Origin of the sequence: Leucobacter massiliensis (assembly GCF_002982315.1) — a bacterium.
In the GTDB taxonomy this organism is placed as follows: domain Bacteria; phylum Actinomycetota; class Actinomycetes; order Actinomycetales; family Microbacteriaceae; genus Leucobacter; species Leucobacter massiliensis.
Window position 1 is genome coordinate 49,977 of the sequence record NZ_MWZD01000022.1, and the last position, 20,167, is coordinate 70,143.

Here is a 20,167-nt window from a genome sequence, read left to right on the forward strand (position 1 = left end):
TCGACTGCGGGCGCGAAGCTTGCGGGGTCCCTTCACGCGTGGATTCCGGGCAGCGGGTGGCAACTCCCGCGCGAGCCGAGCGCACATCCCGACCGCATCTCCCGCACCGACACCCGGAGCCGCCCGCAGCATGACCTCGCCCAAGCGCATCCTCGCCGTCCTCGGCATCGTGCTCGCAGCGCTCGTCGCCTTCGGGGCGTGGGCGCTCTCCTCGCCCGTCGGCGCGACCCCCGACGAAGACTTCCACCTCGCCAGCATCTGGTGCGGCAGCGGCGAGCGGGAGGGGCTGTGCGGTGCGGGTTCGGTGCCGGAGAACCGGGCCATCCCCGACAAGATCGCCGAGTCGATCTGCTACGCCCACGAGGGGGACCGGAGCGCCGCGTGCCAGGGGGAGGGTTTCCTCGACAGCGGCTTCGGCCTCGAGGACTCCCGTCGCGTGAACTCGAACGGGCAATACCCCACCGGCTACTACTTCTGGACCTCCTTCCTCGCGAGTGACAACCTCGCGGTGTCGACGCTCGTGATGCGCTTCGCGCACGCGCTGCTGTTCACGGTGCTCGCCGTCGCCACCTGGCTGCTGCTGCCGCGTGCGAACCGGGTTGCGCTGCTCGGCGCCGTCGCCATCACCTTCGTGCCGCTGGGCATGTTCCTCATCCCCTCCGTCAATCCGAGCGGCTGGTCGATCGCCTCGGGGGCGCTGCTGCTGCCCGCGCTCCTCGGATATCTCACCACCACGGGGCGGCGCAGCTGGGCGCTCGGCGGGCTCGCGATCGTCGCCGCGCTGCTCGGCCTCGGGGCCAGGGGCGACAGCGCCGCCTACGCGGTGGTGGCCGTGCTCGCCGCACTCGTACTCGCATTCCGCCCCACGATCGAGTTCCTGCTGCGGGCGATCCTGCCCCTCGCGATCATCCTCGCCTCGGCGTTCACCTTCCTCACCGCCGGGCAGACGGGGCTCGCGCTCGACGGCATGACGCAGAACGGCTTCGAGTTCCTGAGCCCGCGCATCCTGCTCTTCGAGAATGTGCTCGACCTCCCCGAGCTCTACGCCGGGGTGTTCGGCCAGAACTTCGATTCGAGCGACTACACGGGGCTGGGCTGGCTCGACACCCCGCTGCCCGCCGCCGTCTGGGCTCCGACCACCTTCGTCTTCGCGGCGGTGATCCTCACCGCGATCGCGCGCTTCGACTGGCGCCGCGCCGTCGCGCTCCTCGGGGTGGGCCTCGCGGCCGCGGCCATCCCGCTCTACATCCACTTCCAGAGCCACGTGCCCATCGGCTTCCAGGTGCAGCCGCGATACGTGATGCCGCTGCTCATCGTCTTCGCCGCCGTGGCGCTCTCGCCCAGTCCCGACGGTCACGTGCGGCTACTGCGGCTGCCCCGGCTCACCCGCGTGCAGTGGTGGATCGTGGCCGGGCTGCTGAGCCTCGCGAACTCGGTCGCGCTCTTCAGCAATATGCGCCGCTACGTCTCGCCCGGCAACTTCAACCTGAACGACGGCGACTGGTGGTGGCGCTCGGCGCCCCCGCCGATGCTCGTGTGGCTGATCGGCTCGCTCGCCTTCGCGGCGCTCACGGTCGTGCTGGTGGGCCTGCTGCGACGCAACGGTGAGACCGAACGTGCGGCGGAGTCCGTGACGGTGCCGCAGTCCGTGCGATCGGGGGCCGTGGCATGAGCGCGGGGAATGCCCCGATGGGCGGGGGCGAGGACGTGAAGGAGACCGTGGTGCGGGACACGGCCAGGGCCGCGGCGGAGCCCGGTGTGTCCGGGCGGCGCACCGCGCTGTTCGCGGTGCTCGCCGGCCTGCTGCTGATGCTCACCTTCGGCGCCTGGGCGCTCTCCTCCCCGGTCGGCGCGAGCCCCGATGAGGACTTCCACATCGCGAGCATCTGGTGCGGCAGCGGGGAGCGAGAGGGCCTGTGCGGCGCGGGATCGAGCGCCGACACCCGCATGGTCCCCGACACGATCGAACGCGCCATCTGCTACGCGCATGAGCCGAGCCGCAGCGCCGCCTGCCAGGGCGGCGACTTCCTCGACGGGCGCTTCGGCCTGACCGAGAGCGACCGGGTGAACGGTGACGGTCTCTACCCCTCGGGCTACTACTTCTGGACCTCGCTGCTCGCGAGCGACAATCTGGTGCTGTCGGTGCTCGCGATGCGCTTCGCGCAGGCACTGCTGTTCTCGGTGCTGGCGGTGGGGCTGTGGCTGCTGCTGCCGCGCGCGAACCGGCTCGCCTACGCGGGCGGGATCGTGGCCACCTTCGTACCCTTCGGGCTCTTCCTGATTCCCTCGATCAACCCGAGCGGCTGGGCGATCGCCTCGGCAGCGCTGCTGCTGCCCGCGCTGCTCGGCTTCTTCGCGTCCGAGGGCCGCCGGGCCTGGGCACTCGGTGGCTACGCGGCGCTCGCTGCGCTGCTCGGGCTCGGTGCCCGGGGCGACAGCGCCGCCTACACGGTGATCGCGGTGCTCGCTGCGCTGGCACTGAGCTGGGAGCACTCGCGGCGCTTCTGGCTGCGCGCGATCATCCCGTTCGGCGTGATCGTGGCGGCGGCGGTCGCGTTCCTCAGTGCGAACCAGACCGGCTCCGCGCTCGGCGGCGGCATGGCGATCGACGGAGCCGCCGAGGTGCCCAAGCGCGCGCTGCTCGTGGGCAACCTCTTCGACCTGCCGGAGCTGTTCTTCGGCGTGCTCGGCCAGAACTTCGACGACAGCCCCTACACCGGTCTCGGCTGGCTCGACACCCCGCTGCCGGCGCTCGTCTGGCTGCCCACCACCTTCGTCTTCTCGGCCGTGCTGTTCACCGCGCTCGCCCATTTCGACTGGCGCAAGACGGTCGCGGTGCTCGGCGTGGCTTCCGCCACGGTGGCGATCCCGCTGCTGCTGCTCGTGCAGAACGGGGTGCGCGTGGGCTGGCAGGTGCAGCCACGCTACATCATGCCGCTCATCATCATGCTCGTGATCGTGGCGCTCGCCCCGAGCCGCGGACCGGGCGGGGAGTGGCGGCGCCCGGGATTCAGCCCGGCGCAGTGCTGGACGGCGGCGGCCCTGCTGACGGTCGCGAACTCGGTGGCGCTCTATACGAATCTGCGCCGCTACGTCGCCCCTGCGGAGCCCCGCCTGGGCGCGTCGGTCGACTGGTGGTGGCGGTCCGCGCCGCCGCCCGAGTTCGTCTGGTTCGCGGGCTCCGTGGCCTTCGCAGCCCTGGCCGTGCTGCTCGTGCTGCTCGCGCACCCGGGGCTGCGGCTCCGCCGGACCGGCACGCACCACCTGAGCTGAGCGGATCCACGCCGCCGGCCGTGCGGGCCCGGCGGGAACGTGCGGATCCGGCGGAGGAGACGTGTTCCGCCGGGCGGACGCCGCGGTCAACGATCGCGGGTGACGGCGAGGTGCACGACCGCACCGAGCAGCGGGCCCGCGAGCAGCGCGATCACCACGCGTGCCTCGAGTGGGAGCGGCAGCAGGGCGAGCAGCGCGAGCGCGAGGACCGCGGCGGCCAGCCAGCCCGCCGCGAACGCGGTGTGGCGTTCGCGGGCGAGCGCTGCGGCGCCGGTCGCGGTGAGTACGCCCAGCGCGCCGGCAGCGGCGACGAGCCCCGCGAGCGTCGCCGAGGACAGCACGAAGCCCTCACCGAAGAAGCGGGCGAGCAGCGGCCCGCCCCACAGCCACACGAATGCGGCGACGAGGCCGGTGAGCGCGGCGACGATGCCGAGCACCGCGGCGAGCAGCCTGCCGCGCCCCTCGCGCACCGCGCTGAGCCGGGCGATGAGCATGCTCTGCAGTGCGGTGAGGGGGACCAGGATCGGAGCCCGGGTGAGCGTGACGGCGAGGATCACTGCCCCGAGCGTCGCCGCGTCCGTGCGCCCGAACAGCGAGAGGAACACCGGGAAGCCGTTGATCAGGATCGCGGTGGCGACGGAGGCGGCGAGCGTGCGCGCCGTGTTGGCGGCGAGCCTGCCCGGGGTTCCGGCCACGATGGCGCGGGCGCGGATCACCCGGCGGTTGCCGAGCACGACGATCGCGAGCGATACGGGGAAGGGGATCGCCACCGCCCAGGCGAGCGCGGTGCCGTCGAGCCCGAGGGCGAGCGCGAGCGCGACGAGGGCGAGGCGGAGCGCCCCGTCGATCACGGCGAGCAGCGAGAACGGCCCCCAGCGCCCGGAACCGGCGAGGATCCCGTTCGTGGCGGCGACGAGCGCGTAGCTCGCGACCGCGAGGGCGAGCGGGAAGCCCCAGCCGCCGGCGCCGGGTCCGAACAGGGCTTCGCTCCAGACGGGGCTGCTGGCGCCGACCGCCACGAGCAGGGTCGCGGCGACCACGAGCGCGAAGGCGAGCACGGAGGTGAGCGGCCCGCGCGCGGGGTCGTCCTCGTCGGTGGCGGGAGCGGCCGCGACGGCGCGAGTCGACTCCTGCTGCACGCCGAAGAGCACGGCGACGACCATGAACAGCGCCGCCCAGTAGACCGAGAACTGCGCGTAGCCGGCGGGGCCCAGCGCGGGGGCGACGATCAGCAGCACGATGAAGCTGCTTGCGGCCGACACCACGGTGCCGGCGAGCACGAGGATCAGTCCCGAGCGCGTGCGCGCGGCGGAGTCGGTCACGTCGGGGTCCCCCTGCTTCGATCACGGCCGCGAGCGGAGTGCGGCGCCTCTGCGGTCGCGCCGGGATAGGATTGGAGTTCGCGCGACCAGGCATCATTATCTCAGGGGACGGAGCGGCAGCGGCGTGACCATCGACATCCTCATGCCCTACTATGGCGACCCCGGGCAGCTGCAGGAGGCCGTGAAGAGCGTGCTCGCGCAGCGCGATCCCGACTGGCGACTCGTGGTGCTCGATGATTGCTACCCGCACTGGGAAGCCGAGCCGTGGGTGACGGGCATCGACGATCCGCGGGTCGTCTTCGAGCGCAACCCCCGGAACCTGGGGGTGAGCGGCTCCTTCGACCGCTCCATCGACCTTGCCGCGGCCGACTACCTCGTGATCATGGGCTGCGACGACCGCATGCTGCCCGACTACATCGGCACGGTGCGGCGGGCGATCGAGCGTTTCGACCGGCCCGAGTTCGTCCAGCCCGGCGTGCGGATCATCGACGAGCACGGGGCCGCGAGCCATCCGCTCGTGGACCGCGTGAAGGGCTGGGTGCGCCCGCGCGTGCCTGCCGGCGGCGCGCTGCTCGGCGGCGAGCCGGTGATGACCACCCTGCTGCGGGGCGACTGGTCCTACTTCCCGTCGATCTGCTGGCGCCGCGACGTGCTCGCGAAGCACCGCTTCTCGCCCGAGTACGAGATCACCCTCGACCTGGTGCTGAAGACGGACATCCTGCTGGAGGGCGGGCGCCTCGCACTGCTGCCCGAGGTCGTGTTCGAGTATCGCCGGCACGCGGCCAGTGCCTCCTCGTACACGGCGAAGGACGGCAGCCGCTTCGACGAGGAGCGCGCCTTCTACCGCTCGGCGGAGCCGCGCCTGCGCGCGAAGGGCTGGCCCCGCGCCGCACGGGCGGCGCGCATCCGGCTCACCTCCCGGCTCAACGCGCTGTCGAAGCTGCCCGGGGCGCTGCTGTCGCGCGACGGCTCGGCGATCCGCACCCTCGCCCGCTACGCCTTCGCGCGGTGAGAGCCGGATAGACTGAGCGCCATGGGATTCCCGCTCGATCGCGTGCTCGTCGTGATGCCCGCGTACAACGAGGAGGAGGTCATCGGCAGCGTCGTGCGCGAGGTGCGCGGCGCGCTGCCGGGAGCCTCGGTGCTCGTCGTGAACGACGGCTCGGTCGATCGCACGACGGAGCGGGCGCGTGCGGCGGGAGCGCGTGTGCTGGAGCTCCCCTTCAACCTGGGCGTGGGGGGCGCGATGCGCCTCGGCTTCCGTTACGCGCTCGACCACGGATTCCCGGTCGCGGTGCAGCTCGATTCCGACGGTCAGCACAACCCGGCCGACGTCCCCGCGCTGGTCGCCCTGCTCGACGCCGGTGATGGCGAAGGGGCCGACGTCGCCGTCGGGGCGCGTTTCGCCGGGAGCGGCAGCTACGAGGTGCGCGGCCCTCGCAAGTGGGCGATGCGCTTCCTCTCCGGCGTGCTCAGCGCCGCGATCGGCACGCGGCTCAGCGACACCACCTCGGGCTTCAAGGCGCACGGCCCCCGTGCGATCCGGCAGTTCGCGCGCGACTACCCGGCCGAGTACCTGGGCGACACGATCGAGGCGCTGGTGATCGGCCACCGTGCGGGCCTGCGCTTCGCCCAGCTGGGGGTCACGATGCGGGAGCGCGCGGGTGGCACGCCCTCGCACAACCCGCTCAAGTCCGCCGTCTACCTCGCTCGCGCCTTCTTCGCGCTGACGATCGCCTTCCTGCGCCCGAGGGAGCGGCCGAACCGCGAGCCGGAGATGGGGGTCACCGCATGAGCGCCGCAAGCTATGTCCTCGGCATCGTCTCGGCGTTGCTGGTGCTCGTGGTCGTCATCGAGCTGCTGCGTCGCGGGCGCCTGCGCGAGCGGCACACCCTGTGGTGGCTGCTCGCGGGCACGCTGGGCTTGATCGTCGCGGTCTTCCCGAGGGTGCTGGAGGGCGCCGCGAGCGCGCTCGGCATCGAGGTGCCGCTCAATCTCGTGTTCTTCGTGAGCATCCTGGTGCTCTTCCTGGTGCTCGTGCAGCAGTCGGGGGAGCTCACGCGGCTGGAGGAGCGCACCCGCACCCTCGCCGAGCACACGGCAGCACTCGAGGACCGCATTCGCGAGCTCGAGCAGGGCCCCCGCGGTGCCGGGGCCCGGGGTAGCAGCCCGGCAGGCGGCCTCTCGGGCACGGCCGAGCCCGGGGCCGACGAACTGCCATAGGAGCAGCCTCAGACGGTTCCCCCTGGACGCCGCCGACGGCCCCGGCACTGCGACCGCGTGCGGATCGGGGAGACTGCGTCCCTGAGCGACCGGGCTACGTGAGGCTCGCCAGGTACTCGGCGAGCGACTCGCGCGCGTCGCGCGGGGCGAAGCCGCTCGCCACGATGCGGTCGAGCGAGAGCGTGCTGCGCAGCGGGCGCGGCGCGGCCTGCTTGCCCGCGAAGTACTCGGCGGTGCTGACGCCCGTCACCCGCTCCGGGTCGTGGCCGGTGCCCGCGAACACGGCCCGCGCCACCTCGGCCCACGACATCTCGGGCCCCGCGCCGGTGAGGTGGTAGACGCCGTAGGCGGGGCGCGCGGCGAGCAGGTGGCGGATCCCGGCCGCGATGTCCGCCGTGAAGCTCAGCCGTCCCCGCTGGTCGTCCACCACCCGCGGATCGACGCCGCGCGCCGCGAGCGAGGCCATGGTGCGCACGAAGTTGCCGCCGTCGCCGATCACCCAGCTGGTGCGCACCACGTAGTGCTGGGGCACGGTGGCGGCGAGGGCGTCGCCCGCGGCCTTCGTCTGCCCGTAGACGCCGAGCGGCGCGACCGGGTCGTCTTCGGCGTAGGGCCGGTCCGATGCGCCGTCGAAGACGTAGTCGCTCGACACGTGGACGAGGGTGAGCCGGTGCCGTGTCGCGATCCGTGCGAGGCGCCCCACCCCCGTCGCGTTCGCCGCCCAGCACTCTGCTCGCCCCTCGGGCGTCTCGGCCTCGTCGACGCGGGTGTAGGCCGCCGCGTTGATCACGGTGTCGTAGTCGCTCCACCGCACCGCCTCGAGGGTCTCGGGCCGGGTGAGGTCGATCCGAGAGCGGTCCGCCAGATCCGCCTCCGGGAACTCCGCCGCGAGCGCCCGCCCGAGCTGGCCGTTCGCGCCGAGCACGAGGGTGCGGCGCGGCCGCATCGGCACGACGTCGGGCAGGAACGGGTGCGCCAGGTCCTTCTCCGAGCGCTCGGCCTCGTCGAGCGGGATCGGCCACGGGATGGCGGCCGTCGGATCGGCGAGGTTGAGGAAGGTGTACTCGCTCTGCGCCTCGGCGCTCCAGTGGTCGTTCACGAGGTAGACGTAGGCGGTGTCGTCCTCGAGGGTCTGGTAGGAGTTGCCGACCCCGCGCGGGACGAAGATCGCGGTCGAGGGGTCGAGCTCGGCCGTGAAGACCGTGCCGAAGCTGGGCCCCTCGCGCAGATCCACCCAGGCGCCGAAGATCCGGCCGCTCGCCACCGACACGTACTTGTCCCACGGCTCCGCGTGGATGCCGCGCGTCGCGCCCCGCGCATCGTTGAAGGAGACGTTGTTCTGCACGGGTCCGAAGTCGGGCAGCCCGAGCGCGAGCATCTTCTCCCGCTGCCAGTTCTCCTTGAACCAGCCGCGGTTGTCGCCGTGTACGGGGAGGTCGAGCAGCAGCAGGCCCGGGATCGTGGTCTCGCGCAGGGCGAGCGGCTTGGCGGCCACCCCTACTGCCCCTGCTCGCGGTACTTCGCCTCCGTGGCGGCCTTCTGGGGCCGCCACCAGTCCTCGTTCGCCCGGTACCAGTCGATGGTGGCGGCGAGGCCGCGCTCGAAGTCGCGGTAGGCGGGCTCCCATCCCAGTTCCTCGCGCAGCTTCGTCGAGTCGATGGCGTAGCGCAGATCGTGTCCGGGGCGATCGATCACGTGATCGTAGGCGTCGGCGGGCTGCCCCATCGCGGTGAGGATCAGCTCGAGCACCTCGCGGTTGTTCTTCTCGCCGTCGGCACCGATGAGGTAGGTCTCGCCGATCCGGCCGTCCTCGATGATGCGCAGCACCGCGGAGGAGTGGTCGTCGGCGTGGATCCAGTCCCGCACGTTGAGCCCCTCGCCGTAGAGCTTGGGGCGCTCGCCCACGAGGATGTTCGTGATCTGGCGGGGGATGAACTTCTCGACGTGCTGGCGGGGGCCGTAGTTGTTCGAGCAGTTGGAGATCGTGGCCCGCACGCCGAAGGAGCGCACCCAGGCGCGGACGAGCAGATCCGATCCCGCCTTCGTCGAGGAGTAGGGGCTCGACGGGTTGTAGGGCGTGGACTCGGTGAAGCGCTCGGGATCGTCGAGTTCGAGGTCGCCGTAGACCTCATCGGTGGAGATGTGGTGGAAGCGCGTGTCGTGGCGGCGCACGGCCTCCAGCAGCGTGTAGCTGCCGACGATGTTGGTGTCGAGGAAGGGGCGCGGATCGTGCAGCGAGTTGTCGTTGTGCGACTCGGCCGCGTAGTGGACCACCACGTCGGCCTCCGCCACCAGCTCGTCGACGAGTGCGGCGTCGCAGATGTCGCCGCGCACGACGCGCACGCGATCCGCGGGGAGGCCCGCGAGCGAGGCCTCGTTGCCGGCGTAGGTGAACTTGTCGAGCACGGTCACCGTGTCGTCGGTGCGGGCGGCGAGGTAGTGCACGAAGTTCGAGCCGATGAAGCCGGCGGCTCCGGTCACGAGCATGTGGCGAGTCAAGCGATTCCTCCAGTGGTGCGGGGCTGCGCGGAGCGTGATCTGCACGGGCGGCGCTCCGCCGTCAGTGTAGTCGCCCGCCGTCGCGCGTTGCGTGGAATAGGCTGGAGGGCAATCGACGAAAGGCAGTGTCTCGCGTGAAGGGCATCGTTCTGGCCGGGGGATCCGGCACCCGGCTGTGGCCGATCACCAAGGGCATCTCGAAGCAGCTCATGCCCATCTACGACAAGCCGATGATCTACTACCCGCTGTCGACGCTGATGATGGCGGGGATCCGGGAGATCCTGATCATCACCACCCCCGAGCACCACGAGCAGTTCCGCGCGCTGCTCGGCGACGGATCGCAGCTGGGGATGCGCCTCGACTATGCGGTCCAGCCCTCGCCGGACGGGCTGGCCCAGGCCTTCACGATCGGCGCGGAGTTCATCGGCGATGACCGCGTGGCGCTCGTGCTCGGCGACAACATCTTCCACGGGACCGGCCTCGGCACGAACCTGCGGCGGCACACCGACGTCGACGGCGCGGTCGTGTTCGCGCACCACGTCGCGAACCCGCGCGCCTACGGGGTGGTCGAGTTCGACGAGCAGATGCGGGCCGTCTCCATCGAGGAGAAGCCGGAGCACCCCAAGAGCAACTACGCGGTACCTGGCCTCTACTTCTACGACAACGAGGTGGTGCGGATCGCGCAGACGATCGAGCCGAGTGCGCGCGGCGAGCTGGAGATCTCCACCGTCAACGAGGAGTATCTGCGAGCGGGGCGGCTGCAGGTGCAGACCCTCGACCGGGGAACCGCCTGGCTCGACACCGGCACCGTCGACTCGATGATGCAGGCCGCGGAGTACGTGCGCGTGATCGAGGATCGCCAGGGCTTCAAGATCGGCTGCGTGGAGGAGGTCGCCTGGCGCAACGGCTGGATCGACGACGCCGGTCTCGCCGCGCTCGCCGCCCCGCTGCGTAAGAGCGGCTACGGCGCCTACCTCGACCGCCTGCTCGGGGAGTAGCAGCCCTTCCCTTCCCCGCCCGTCCTGCCCCGGCCGCCCTGCCCCGGGGAAGGATTGGGGGGTCGCTCCGGCCCCGGCGTGATCAGTCGCAGGCGGTGAGGCGGAAGAGGCGGGCGTCGCCCTGCTGGTCCACCAACTCGAAGGCGCCCGAGTCCTCGAGGTTGTCGATCCCGGCGTAGTCGTGGTCGCCGCCGTGCACCTCGCGGTCGCCGAAGTCGAGCACGAAGCGCACGCCGAGCCGGTCCGCGGCGTCGCACACTGCGGGATCGCTCTTCGCGTCGTCGAGGTGCTCCATGACGAGGCTCCGGTCCTTCCCCACCTCGTTCATGAGAATGTGCGGCAGCACCACGCGGCGCTCGGCGAAGGCGAAGGCGAGGGAGGTGCCGGTCCACGGATTCCCGGCGATCACCTCGTCCTCGCCCACCTCCTGCGGCAGGCGCTCCAGCAGCTTCAGTTCGTCGGTGGAGAGGAGCGCCGAGTCGGCCTTCGCCGTGTAGCCGTCGCGCATGCCGCGCAGCAGTTCCGGGTATCCCGCCGTGGAGAGCGCCACGGCGGAGACCACGAGCAGCACCACGGCCTCGGGCACCCAGGCGCGCGGCGCCCGGCGCGAGACGAGGTCCACGAGCCAGCGGACCGCGAGCACCGCCAGCGGGACCACCACGATCGGGTAGAGCGCCGCCAGCCGGGGCGCGTCCCCGTACCACACCCACGTCGGCAGGCGGAGCCAGTAGTTCGACAGGCCCGCTGTCACGAAGAACAGGACCGCGGCCACCAGCCACATGCCCACCGCCGCGGCCCCCACCCGGTCGCGGCGGCGCACCGCGAGCACGATCCCGAGCACCATGAGCGCAGCCGTGAGCAGCGGCATGCCGTACCCCCACAGCGACAGCGACACGGTCTGCCAGGCCGCCTCCGCCGGGGACATGCGCGCCCCCCACCAGTCGCCCTGCCGCAGCCCGATGAGCATCGCCAGGCCGATCGCGAAGAACACCGCGTATCCGGCCGCGCGCCACAGCCGCCGCCGCGTCCCGATCCCGCGCCAGCCCGCGCACAGCGCCACGGTCGCAACCGGCACGGTCACCGCGAGCACCGCGAGCATCGCACCCGGATGCGCGATCGAGATCGCGAAGGCGACGCCCGCGAGCAGCACGATCAGCGGCGCGATCGTGCTCACCCGCCGTTCGCGCGAGGTGCCCAGCAGGTTGAGCACCACCGCGAGCGTCGCCGGCGCCAGCGCCATGCCGAAGAAGAAGGGGTAGAGCACGCCGTAGTGCAGCAGATTGACCGGCACCGCGGGGAAGGCGGCCGCGAGCACGCCCGTCGCGAGCGTCGCCGTGCGCGAGGATCCCGCGACCTGCCGCGACAGCAGCAGCATGCCGAGCGGCCAGACGATAGCGACGACCGCGAGATTGAAGGCGTTGATCGCGAGCGGGATGCTGCCGCCGCTGAGCTGCTGCGTGAGCTGCACGAGTGCGTGCCAGCCGTTCGGGTAGAACTCGCCGCCACCGTCGGGTGAGGTGAGCCGGGCGATCTCGAAGGGCGAGGCGTTGCCGGTGTCGCCGATGAGCGCGATCGCATTGAGGTGGAAGACGTTGTCGAAGGTCTGCGAGAAGTTCGACGGCGCGCCGATGCCCGAGACGGTGATCCCGAGCAGCATCACGGCGCAGAACGCCCACGCCACCACCGTCGGCCAGCGACGCCCGCTCTCGGCCTCGGGCGCCGCGAAGCGCGCGCGCAGCACGAATCGGAAGAGCAGCACCACGAGCGCGCCGAAGACCGCGGCGAAGAGCAGCGCCCAGAGCGGAGTCCACGAGAGCCCGAGCAGCGGCAGCACTACCGAGCCCGCGCACAGCAGCGTCACCGACACGGCGGGCGCGAGCGCCCACAGCCAGAGGCGGCGCAGGCCGATGCACCAGCCGGTCAGAAGGCCCGGCACGAGGAGGAGCGCGGCGGCCGCGAGCGCGGCGAGGACGGCGGTGAGCCAGGTCATGGGGGCGATGGCCTTCTTCCGTGATGCGTACGAGGTTTCGAGTGTACCGGCGTACATGAGCATTGAGGTTGCGACCCGGAGGATGCTGCGATTCCGGCGGTGAGGGTGCCTCGCCCTGAGTTCTACGCGCTTCGGTCGCACCCGTATGCTGGTCGGCATGGATCTTCTTGTCGTCGGGTCGGGTTTCTTCGGGCTTACCATCGCCGAGCGCACAGCCAGCGCGGGCAAGCGGGTGGTCGTGATCGACCGGCGCTCGCACATCGGCGGCAACGCCTACTCCGAGGCGGAGCCCGAGACCGGGATCGAGGTGCACCGCTACGGCGCGCATCTCTTCCACACCTCGAACGAGACCGTGTGGGAGTACGTCAATCGCTTCACCACCTTCACGAACTACGTGCACAAGGTGTACTCGAACTTCAAGGGCGAGGTCTACCCGCTGCCCATCAACCTCGGCACCATCAATCAGTTCTTCCGCGCCGCATACTCGCCGGACGAGGCGCGCGCGCTCATCGCGGAGCAGGCGGGCGAGTTCGACACGAAGTCGGCCCGCAACCTGGAGGAGAAGGGCATTTCGCTGATCGGCCGCCCCCTCTACGAGGCGTTCATCCGCGACTACACCGAGAAGCAGTGGCAGACCCCCACGACCGAGCTGCCCGCCGAGGTGATCTCCCGCCTCCCCGTGCGCTACACCTACGACAACCGCTACTTCAACGACACCCACGAGGGCCTACCCACCGACGGCTACACGGCGTGGCTGGAGCGCATGGCCGACCACCCGAACATCGAGGTCCGGCTGAACACCGACTTCTTCGACGAGAGCCAGCCGCTGAACAAGCGCGCCGTCGTGGGCACCGTGCCGATCGTCTACACCGGCCCCGTCGACCGCTACTTCGACTACGCCGAGGGCGAGCTGGGGTGGCGCACGCTCGACTTCGAGCAGGAGGTCGTGCCCACGGGCGACTTCCAGGGCACCAGCGTCATGAACTACGCCGGATCCGAGGTGCCGTACACGCGCATCCACGAGTTCCGCCACTTCCACCCCGAGCGCGACTACCCGAAGGACAAGACCGTCATCATGCGCGAATTCTCGCGCTTTGCGAGCCGCGAGGACGAGCCCTACTACCCGGTCAACACGCCGGAGGATCGCGACCGCCTGCTGAAGTACCGTGAGCTCGCCGCCGCCGAGGATCGCGTGCTGTTCGGAGGCCGGCTCGGGACGTACCAGTACCTCGACATGCACATGGCCATCGGCTCGGCCCTCTCCATGTGGAGCAACAAGCTCAGCGAACTGCTCTGAGTCGCGGCGTCGCCACACCGGGCCGAGCGGACGCCGGGTCGGCTCGTCGGCACGGGCGCCGGAACGGAATCTTGGTCGCCGGCGCCGGGGCACCCTAGGATGAACGCAGTGCGCGCATAGGGTGCGCTGTGGTGCCGGTGAGGAGACCCGACGACCATGACCAAGCATTCGATCGTGAGGTCCGCATCGGCAGCGCTGATGGTGCTGCTCCTGTCGGTGAGCGCCTCGCCCGCCGGGGCGCTGGAGTCACCCGTGGCCCCGGACCCGGGCACCGTGGCGGAAGAGGGGGGCGCCGCCGAGCAGCAGGCGCCGGAGACCGACGGAGAGCCCGGCGCGGGCGACCCCGCGGCGGAACCCGAGGCTCCCGGCGGCGAGACGCCCGCCCCATCCGAAACGCCGGCTCCCGAGCCCGAGGGAGATCCAGCGCCCGAGGCTCCTGCCGTCCGCGAGGCGCCCGGCCACTCCGCGGAGGCGGACCCCGAGGAGCAGCAGCCGCTGACCGAGGCGCCGGAGGCCATCGACGTCACCGGCACGGTGGTCGTGATCCCCGACGAGGCCGAGGCGATCACAGCGGACGCACTCGGCGGGGAGCCCGCTGAGGAGCCCGGCGTGCGCCCCGGGACGGTGCTGGTCGCCACCGACCAGGCCGGGCTGGTGGAGCTCGACACCACGAACTCGGGTGGCGTGCTCGAGGCGGGGAGCGCCTTCAGCGGTGAAGTCGCGCTGCCGCAGCCCGCCATCGAGGCCGTCGAGGAGCAGATCGCGGCCGAGGGTGAGCTCTCGACCGAGGAGGTGGCCGAGACGGCGCACGAGGCGGCGGCGGCGGCCGGCACGGCCCTCGAAGCCACGGGGACCGGGATCGACGCCCCTGTCGCCGAGGCGGCGGCGGTGAAGAGCCACCCAGTCGATATCCGGTACATGGGCGGATCGGCGCAGGCGACGCCCTCCCGTTCGGCCCTCCAGAAGATCATCACCGATTCGGGGGCGTTCTGGAAGGCTCAGAGCAATGGTGCGATCAGCTCCATGCCCATCGCGAGCTACAGCACACTCTCCCCGAATGGGAGCCGCTGCGACGCCGCAGGGCTCTGGAACCAGGCCATCTTCAGCATGGGGTGGACGAACGCCAACGACTATCTGAGGAGCGGGCGGCACCTGGTCGTCTTCGTCAACCAGGGCTGCGGCGACGGCGTTGCCGGACTCGGAAGCATCGGCTCGCTGCACAGCGGCGGCGTCACCTGGGTCAACCTGGGCCTGAGCGGGGAGGCGGGTCACCTCACGAACGCGACCGCCCACGAGCTCGGCCACAACCTCGGCCTCGGTCACGCCGATGCCCGGCTGTGCGCCAGCCCGGCCGTCGACTCCAGCACCAACTCCTCCGGTCTGCCGACCGCCACGGGGTGCTCCGACCTCGAGTACGGCGATCTGTGGAACGTGATGGGCATCTCGGTGCTGACCGAGGACGGGAAGATCCCCGCGCTCGGCCTGCCGCAGAAGAAGATGCTCGGGGTGCTCGCGAGCGGGCAGATGCGCGAGGTGCGAGTCGACGCCGGATCCTCGCAGACCTTCACGATCAACGCGGCGAGCGCGTCCAGCGGCCTGCGCGGCCTGCGCGTGTCGACGCTGAGCCCCGGCACGACCTTCTTCGTCGAGTACCGCAACGGCACGGGAACCGACAGCGGGCTGCCGTGGTCGGACGGGAGCACGAGCTGGTCGGTTTCCGGGTATCCGAGCCCGGCCACGGGCGTGCGGGTGCTCAAGGGCTATGATTCGGGGGTGGCTGCGGGCGCCAAGCGCAGCGCGGTGCTCTCGCGGTGGAGCAACGGCAGGGCGCTCCAGTACCTGAGGGCCGGCGACCGCATCACCCCCTACGGCGGCACCGCTCGCGTGGTCGTCCAGGCGGCCTCTGGGTCCACGGCCCGCGTGACGATCCAGGGCCCGCCCTTCACCGACGTCCCCTTCGGGGCGAAGTTCTTCAAGGAGATCGACTGGATGAAGTCGGAGGGCATCTCCACCGGCACGAAGACCAGCAGGGGGCCGAAGTACCAGCCGAAGTCATCGGTGACGCGCGAGGCGATGGCTGCGTTCCTCTTCCGCATGGAGGCGCCGGGCAACTTCAAGGCCCCGGCCAGCTCGCCGTTCGCCGATGTGCCGACGAATCACAAGTTCTACAAGCAGATCGCCTGGATGCGCGAGGCCGGGCTGTCGACGGGCACGGTCAGGAACGGAAAGCGCTACTACGATCCCTCCGCCGGGGTGACGCGCGAGGCGATGGCGGCCTTCATCTACCGCCTGGAGGACTCGAACGCGAAGGGGCCGGCGTCCTCGCCCTTTGCCGACGTTCCGCGCACCCACAAGTTCTACAAGGAGATCGCGTGGATGCGCTCGGCGGGTCTGTCCACCGGGACCGTGAGGAACGGAAAGCGCTACTACGATCCGAGCAGCAAGGTGACGCGCGAGGCGATGGCGGCCTTCCTGTACCGTCTCAAGCACTAGGGCGTGCTGCCAAACCCCGCGCGCGCTGCGGCGCGCCCGTGACGCGCTCGCCGCGTTGTCGTCGGTCATCGATGCTTCCGGCATCGACTCCCTCCTCCGCCTTGCGATCACGCGCCCCGGACACGTCCTCGCTACCCGCACGGGGTTTGGCAACACACCCTAGCGGGGCCGGGGGCCGGGCACCGACGGTCCCGGTCCCGGCCTCGGCGCTTCCCCGGCCTCAGCGGCCGTCGAAGGTCTTGCGCCACTCCTCCACGGAGGTGATGCGCGGCAGTGCGGCGCGGTAGCGCTGAGCGAGATCGTCCCAGTGCTTCTCGATCTCCGCCGTCAGCTCCCGGCTCTCGCGCAGCAGGCGGCGGAACTTCGTCCGATCGTAGCGGTACCAGGCCTTGCCCGCGCCGTCCGCGGTGCCGACGATCACGCTGCGGTGGTGCGGGATCCGCCACCAGTGCGCGTCGCGCTTGGCGTACTCCAGCTCCGGATCCGGGGCGTCGCGCTCGTCGCCGTCGCGGCGCCAGTGCTGGGGCACCATCTTGAGCGTGAACAGGGCGAGGCTCAGGCCCTTCGGCGATTCTGGTGTATCGCCGAGGAAGGGCAGGGCACGGCCGCCGCGCGCGACCGGGGTGTCCGGGTCGCCGGGGCGGTACACGCGGGTCTCCGGGAAATCCGCGGCGAGGGCGCGTGCTCGCGGCATGTCCTCCGAGATGCTGCGGTGCAGCGCCTCCGGGCCGTCGAGCACGGAGCGCAGCGCGTCGACGGCGAGCTGCACGGCGTAGTACTGCATGTTGAGCAGCTTCTTGAGGTCCTGCCGTCCGCTGTTCTGCATGAGACGCCCGCCGCGCCGCTGCGTCGAGTGCAGCAGTCCCGCGATCACCCGGTTGCGGGTGTGGAAGAACGCCTGCCAGTCCTGCGTGTCGTCCTTGTCGAGCCACGACACGTGCCACAGCGCCACGCCCGGCAGCGACACCGTGCGGTAGCCGGCGTCACGGGCGCGCAACCCGTACTCCGCGTCGTCCCACTTGATGAAGACGGGCAGCGGCAGGCCGATCTCGGCGATGATCCGCTTCGGGATCATGCACATCCACCAGCCGTTGTAGTCGGCGTCGAGACGGGAGTGCATCCACTTCGTCTGGCGCAGATTCTGCTTGCGGAAGTCGTGCCGGTGCTGTTCCTCGAAGGAGGGCCCCCACAGGAAGGGCTCGGGACGGACGACCTCCGCCCAGGCATGGATGACGGGCTTGTCGAGCAGGTCGAACATGTGCCCGCCCACGATCACCGGCTCACGGCTGAAGCGACCGAACTGGTGGGCGCGCAGGGCGCTCTCCGTCTCGAACTCGACGTCGTCGTCGAGCAGCAGCAGGAAGTCGGTGTCGTCGAGTTCGAGGGTCTCCGCCATCGAGCGCGCGAAGCCGCCCGAGCCGCCGAGGTTCGGCTGCTCGATCACGCGCAGCTTCTCGCCGAGCCGCGCCGCCACCTCGGCGAAGCCGGTCTCGTCGCGCACCTTCTGCGTCCCCTGGTCGACGAGCAGGATCCGGTCGATGGCTTCGGTGAGCGCCGGGCTGTCCGCGATGTTGCCGAGCGTCGCCACGCAGTAGTCGGGCTTGTTGTAGGTGGTCATGCCGAGGCTGAGCTTGCCGGGGGTGGCCGGCTCCGCTTCGGTCGTCCAGCTGCCCTCCTCGAGCACGAGGTCCTCGTCGCCCGCGATGAGATCGAACCAGTACCAGCCGCCGTCCCCGAACGCCGTGAGCGGCAGCTCGAAGCTCGTGGTCTCGGAGCCGCCGACGGGGTGCGAGGTGACCCGCTGCTGCGCCCCGCTCGCGTTGGAGCGATAGACGAGCACGGTGCCCGGTCCGGTGGTGCGCAGCGTGAGGGTGACGCTCGTCACCACCGTCCACCGCTGCCAGTACGCGGCCGGAAAGGCGTTGAAGTAGGTGCCGTAGGAGACGCGTCGCCCGGCGCGCACGCGGACGCTCGAGCGGGAGAGCACATTGTCGATGCTCGCCACCGCGCTGAGCCGCACGGGCTTCCCGCCGATCGACGACCAGGTCTCGGGGTCGGCGTAGAGCGGGAGCACGTCGGGATCCTGATTTCCCGGGAAGACGACGTTCTGCAGTGTGGTCGGCATCGAAAGCGCGCCTCTCTGAGTGACGGAAGCCGGCGGACCCGGCGCGTGAACCGCACTCAGTCTACCGATCGCAGGATCGGCGGAGCCCGGGGAGGCGGGCCGGCCGCCGGGCTCCGTGCCGCGGATCTCGCGTCTCAGCCCACGTCGAGACGGTGGCTCAGCCGCCACACCGCCACCGTGAGCGAGGGGGCTGCGGCGGCGATCTCGCGCATCAGCTCGAACTCCACCCGGTCGGCGTTCCGGCGGTGCACGCCCGCATCCGGACTCTGCGAACCACCCGCGAGCCGGGCCAGGCCGAACTCGGCGAGCTGGCCGCGATCCTCCAGGAGCTCGTCGCGCAGCGCGAGCACCACCAGCTCGTCGATCTCCGGCACCTCGGCGTAGGCGGTCGCGGGATCTTCGCCGTCGCGCACCCGGTGCTCCAGCATCGTCTCCCGCTCCAGCCGCGCCTCGCCGCGCAACTGCAGCAGGTGCTCCGTGGTGAGGTGCACGCTCAGCTCCCCGCCACCGCGACCGTCGCCGTGTCGCGCGGGATCGGCACCCGCCGCCAGGGCAGCTTCGTCGGCTCGGTGTCGGGTGAGGGCAGCTGGAAGTCGAAGCGCGACTTCACGGCGAGCAGGATCAGCAGCACCCAATTGCCCTCGATCAGCAGCCGGCTCTCCGTGAGCGACTGCACGAGCAGCGCCACCATCACGAGGAACGGCCACAGCGCGCTCGTCGCGTAGGGGAGGGGCGGGCCGTAGCCGCGGCGGGGCGGGTCGACCGCGCGGAACCACACGCGCCACATCGTCAGCACCACGATCGGCGCGAAGGCCAGGACGCCCACGATCCCGAGCTGCAGCCACACGTCGAGCCACGCATTGTGCGCGCTCATCACCGTCACGCCGGCCTTCACGTCGAGCGAGGCGAAGGGCTCCGCCCACGGCGCCCAGTAGCTCACCCAGCCCCAGCCGAACCACGGCCGCTGCTCGGCGAGTTCGATGACCTTGTGCCAGGTCTCCAGGCGCCCGGTCAGGTCGCCGCTCTTGCCGAGCAGCCCGAACACCGTGTCGCGCGCGAACAGCACGAGCCCCGCCGCGGCGAGCAGGATCGCCGCGCCCGTCGCGTACAGCGGCACGCGCCGCTCCGGGCCGAGTCGCCGCGCCCACAGCGCGAGGGCCAGCGCGACCGCCGTCGCCGCGAGCGCCACCCACACGGTCGCTCCGCGGGTCAGGGCGATCACCGCGAGCGCCGCCACCAGCCAGAACCAGCCCGCAAAGGGGCGCACCAGTCCCGCCCGCAGCTGGATCCCGAACACGATCACGCCGAGCAGGCCGATGAAGCCGAACAGCACCGAGCTCGCCACGATGCCCTGGACAGGCCCGCCCGCGAAGAGCAGGTCCCGGCTCCAGTAGAGCAGCTTGGGCACCTTTCCCGAGTCGGGCGCCTCGGCGATGGGCTGCAGCACCGGGTGCCGCACCACGAGCGCCACGAACAGCTCGAAGGCGAAGGAGACGCCGATGAGCCAGCGCAACGCCGAGGCCAGCGTGCGCAGCACCTCGTGCCAGCTCAGCACGAAGGCGAGCACGACCGCCAGCAGCGTTGTGGCGAGCTGTGCCAGCACGCCGAGCACGCTCTCCCAGCGGTACTGAGACCACAGGATCGACAGCGCCGCGAGGGTCAGGAACCAGTAGATCGGGGCCGGCAGCCGGTACCAGCGGAAGCGCTCGGGCTTGAGCCGCACGAACAGCACGATCCCCCACGCCGTCAGCGCCACGGCGACCGCGAGAAACCCCCACCAGCCGAGTGCATTGCGCACCCCGTTGGCGCCGAGCGTGACGAAGAAGACGGAGATCGCGTACGCGCTCACGCCGAGTCTGGTCTTGCTCTCCGCCATAGTGGGTATGGTAGAGCATCGCTATGGAGAGCCCGGGGCGCTGCGCCCGGTCCGAGGCCGTGAGGAGTGAC

15 protein-coding genes are annotated in these 20,167 nt (G+C 71.1%); 8 read left to right on the forward strand and 7 right to left on the reverse strand.

What is annotated here, in order from left to right; genetic code table 11:
* Positions 1–130: 130 nt before the first annotated feature.
* Both B4915_RS12470 and B4915_RS12475 read left to right on the forward strand, forming a co-directional pair.
* Positions 131–1,672 (forward strand): DUF2142 domain-containing protein, encoded by a 1,542-nt coding sequence (locus B4915_RS12470; protein WP_105806145.1) that lies wholly within the window; start codon positions 131–133, stop codon positions 1,670–1,672.
* Positions 1,669–3,273: a DUF2142 domain-containing protein gene (locus B4915_RS12475; RefSeq protein ID WP_105806146.1), complete on the forward strand. Its 1,605-nt coding sequence runs from the start codon at positions 1,669–1,671 to the stop codon at positions 3,271–3,273. The genes B4915_RS12470 and B4915_RS12475 overlap by 4 nt, the downstream gene beginning before the upstream one ends.
* A gap of 86 nt (positions 3,274–3,359) precedes the next feature.
* Here B4915_RS12475 and B4915_RS12480 read toward each other — a convergent pair whose 3' ends face one another.
* Positions 3,360–4,595: a polysaccharide biosynthesis protein gene (locus B4915_RS12480; protein ID WP_105806147.1), complete on the reverse strand. Its 1,236-nt coding sequence runs from the start codon at positions 4,593–4,595 to the stop codon at positions 3,360–3,362.
* Between the two features lie 124 nt (positions 4,596–4,719).
* On the opposite strand from B4915_RS12480, the gene B4915_RS12485 reads away from it, so the two are divergent.
* From B4915_RS12485 to B4915_RS12495, 3 genes are read left to right on the forward strand one after another with little or no spacing between them, the layout of a single operon-like run.
* On the forward strand, positions 4,720–5,607 hold the full coding sequence (locus B4915_RS12485; protein ID WP_105806148.1) for a glycosyltransferase family 2 protein: 888 nt from the start codon (positions 4,720–4,722) through the stop codon (positions 5,605–5,607).
* A 21-nt stretch (positions 5,608–5,628) separates the two neighbouring features.
* Positions 5,629–6,390 (forward strand): glycosyltransferase family 2 protein, encoded by a 762-nt coding sequence (locus B4915_RS12490; RefSeq protein ID WP_105806149.1) that lies wholly within the window; start codon positions 5,629–5,631, stop codon positions 6,388–6,390.
* Positions 6,387–6,818: a DUF2304 domain-containing protein gene (locus B4915_RS12495; protein ID WP_105806150.1), complete on the forward strand. Its 432-nt coding sequence runs from the start codon at positions 6,387–6,389 to the stop codon at positions 6,816–6,818. The genes B4915_RS12490 and B4915_RS12495 overlap by 4 nt, the downstream gene beginning before the upstream one ends.
* 94 nt (positions 6,819–6,912) lie before the next feature.
* Here B4915_RS12495 and rfbD read toward each other — a convergent pair whose 3' ends face one another.
* Complete coding sequence (gene rfbD / locus B4915_RS12500) at positions 6,913–8,313, reverse strand: dTDP-4-dehydrorhamnose reductase (RefSeq protein WP_105806151.1); 1,401 nt, start codon at positions 8,311–8,313, stop codon at positions 6,913–6,915.
* Positions 8,314–8,315: 2 nt separating this feature from the next.
* Positions 8,316–9,305, reverse strand: coding sequence for a dTDP-glucose 4,6-dehydratase (rfbB, locus tag B4915_RS12505; protein WP_105806152.1), 990 nt, complete (start codon positions 9,303–9,305; stop codon positions 8,316–8,318).
* 146 nt (positions 9,306–9,451) lie between these two features.
* Here rfbB and rfbA point away from each other — a divergent pair, with 146 nt between their 5' ends.
* Complete coding sequence (gene rfbA / locus B4915_RS12510) at positions 9,452–10,315, forward strand: glucose-1-phosphate thymidylyltransferase RfbA (protein WP_105806153.1); 864 nt, start codon at positions 9,452–9,454, stop codon at positions 10,313–10,315.
* Between the two features lie 82 nt (positions 10,316–10,397).
* On the opposite strand, the gene B4915_RS12515 is transcribed toward rfbA, so the two are convergent.
* Positions 10,398–12,305, reverse strand: a complete 1,908-nt coding sequence (locus B4915_RS12515; RefSeq protein WP_105806154.1) for a DUF6541 family protein — start codon at positions 12,303–12,305, stop codon at positions 10,398–10,400.
* A gap of 157 nt (positions 12,306–12,462) precedes the next feature.
* On the opposite strand from B4915_RS12515, the gene glf reads away from it, so the two are divergent.
* Both glf and B4915_RS12530 read left to right on the forward strand, forming a co-directional pair.
* Positions 12,463–13,602, forward strand: a complete 1,140-nt coding sequence (gene glf, locus B4915_RS12520; RefSeq protein ID WP_105806265.1) for a UDP-galactopyranose mutase — start codon at positions 12,463–12,465, stop codon at positions 13,600–13,602.
* A 156-nt stretch (positions 13,603–13,758) separates the two neighbouring features.
* Positions 13,759–16,095, forward strand: a complete 2,337-nt coding sequence (locus B4915_RS12530; RefSeq protein ID WP_146120112.1) for an S-layer homology domain-containing protein — start codon at positions 13,759–13,761, stop codon at positions 16,093–16,095.
* Between the two features lie 220 nt (positions 16,096–16,315).
* On the opposite strand, the gene B4915_RS12535 is transcribed toward B4915_RS12530, so the two are convergent.
* The 3 genes from B4915_RS12535 to B4915_RS12545 form a co-directional block, all read right to left on the reverse strand.
* A complete protein-coding gene (locus B4915_RS12535; protein WP_105806157.1) occupies positions 16,316–18,220 on the reverse strand; it encodes a glycosyltransferase in 1,905 nt (634 codons plus the stop codon).
* A gap of 134 nt (positions 18,221–18,354) precedes the next feature.
* Complete coding sequence (locus B4915_RS12540; RefSeq protein ID WP_105806158.1) at positions 18,355–18,711, reverse strand: hypothetical protein; 357 nt, start codon at positions 18,709–18,711, stop codon at positions 18,355–18,357.
* Between the two features lie 2 nt (positions 18,712–18,713).
* A complete protein-coding gene (locus B4915_RS12545) occupies positions 18,714–20,096 on the reverse strand; it encodes an O-antigen ligase family protein (RefSeq protein WP_105806159.1) in 1,383 nt (460 codons plus the stop codon).
* Between the last annotated feature and the right edge of the window lie 71 nt (positions 20,097–20,167).